The 973-nt window shown below is 40.8% G+C and carries 1 protein-coding gene and 1 pseudogene; one reads left to right on the forward strand and one right to left on the reverse strand.

All coding sequences use genetic code 11. The features are described from left to right. A pseudogene (locus tag R7Z50_RS25135) lies at positions 1 to 133 on the reverse strand (Nif3-like dinuclear metal center protein); the annotation flags it as partial. Between the two features lie 137 nt (positions 134 to 270). Here R7Z50_RS25135 and R7Z50_RS25140 point away from each other — a divergent pair. Further along, a partial coding sequence (locus tag R7Z50_RS25140; protein WP_318149440.1) for a DUF1853 family protein occupies positions 271 to 973 on the forward strand: 703 nt, incomplete at its 3' end.

Raw genomic sequence — 973 nt, forward strand, 5'->3', positions numbered from 1 at the left:
AAGCAGTAACTCCAGTAACTACGCGCTTGATCTGTGGACAGCCTTCAACCTGTAAGCCATTTGGCGCGTAATCTTTAATTAACTCGGGCGAGAGTTTGCTGTTGAGAATCTTTTCTAACTGTAAATTATTCATTATCACTTCCAATTTCGAGCGAGTACCTCAAAGTGTATATCGAACTATGACACTGATGCTAGCTACCCTATTCTACTAACCAAATTTAGTTACAATAACGAGGCTCGCTGCTTTATCAACATCACTAAGGAATCAGGATGAATCAACTGCAACGTCTTTATCAATGGATCACCTCTTCTCCTCCTCTTTTTCAGTTGCTCCCTCCTTTTGCTACATTGGAAGACTTATCGATTAAACCTCTGGATGAATCTGAAGAGTACCAAGGGAACCCGAGACTGGGTTTTTTGTATCAGCATTTATGTACCGCTGCACTTGCGAATTCAGAACAATATGAAATTGTTGCAGAAGAAATTCAACTCAACGATAGCGACGGAAAAACCATTGGTGCGATAGATCTCATACTCAAAAATAGAACATTGGACCAACTAGAACATTGGGAAGTAGCGATTAAGTTTTATCTTTTACATGAAGGTGTTTGGTATGGCCCTAACGCGCACGATCAATTGCATACAAAACTGGATAGAATGCTCTCCCACCAATTGAAAATGAGCGAAAGGCCTGAATTTAGACAAATGCTTCCTCTGGATCAGTCTCCAAAGGAACGCTTGTTGATGCAAGGGCGACTTTACATCAATCCATTTTCTAATGAAATACCACCGAAAGAGTGCTTAGGCTTTGCTCTCAATCCAAGCCAAATCAGTGGATATTGGTGTTATCAAAGCCAATGGAGTTTGATCAATAAACCGCTTTACCACTTAAGCAAACCCAACTGGGCTATTGGTACGGATGATTTTTCTCAGCCGATTGAAAAACCAATGGAGCGATTTGAGCATGCACAAA

It is taken from the genome of Vibrio sp. 1249-1, from assembly GCF_033340495.1.